Here is a 743-nt window from a genome sequence, read left to right on the forward strand (position 1 = left end):
CTGACCGCTGCAATCACTACCGTTCTGGCTAAAACCTACGGTGGTTCTGCTCGCGCATTCGACCAGATCGATAACGCGCCGGAAGAAAAAGCTCGTGGTATCACCATCAACACTTCTCACGTTGAATATGACACCCCGACTCGCCACTACGCGCACGTAGACTGCCCGGGCCACGCCGACTATGTTAAAAACATGATCACCGGTGCTGCGCAGATGGACGGCGCGATCCTGGTTGTTGCTGCGACTGACGGCCCGATGCCGCAGACTCGTGAGCACATCCTGCTGGGTCGTCAGGTAGGCGTTCCGTACATCATCGTGTTCCTGAACAAATGCGACATGGTTGATGACGAAGAGCTGCTGGAACTGGTTGAAATGGAAGTTCGTGAACTTCTGTCTCAGTACGATTTCCCGGGCGACGACACTCCGATCGTTCGCGGTTCCGCTCTGAAAGCGCTGGAAGGCGACGCAGACTGGGAAGCGAAAATCATCGAACTGGCTGGCTACCTGGATTCTTACATCCCGGAACCAGAGCGTGCGATTGACAAGCCGTTCCTGCTGCCGATCGAAGACGTATTCTCCATCTCCGGTCGTGGTACCGTTGTTACCGGTCGTGTAGAGCGCGGTATCATCAAAGTTGGCGAAGAAGTTGAAATCGTTGGTATCAAAGAGACTGCGAAGTCTACCTGTACTGGCGTTGAAATGTTCCGCAAACTGCTGGACGAAGGCCGTGCTGGTGAGAACGT

1 protein-coding gene is annotated in these 743 nt (G+C 54.6%); it reads left to right on the forward strand.

Features of this window, described 5'->3' with window-relative positions:
* The coding region (locus ABLU87_RS04790; RefSeq protein ID WP_139512910.1) for an elongation factor Tu at positions 1-743 on the forward strand (743 nt) is incomplete at both ends.

Origin of the sequence: Klebsiella sp. CB_Kp196, assembly GCF_040061575.1 — a bacterium.
GTDB lineage: Bacteria > Pseudomonadota > Gammaproteobacteria > Enterobacterales > Enterobacteriaceae > Klebsiella > Klebsiella michiganensis.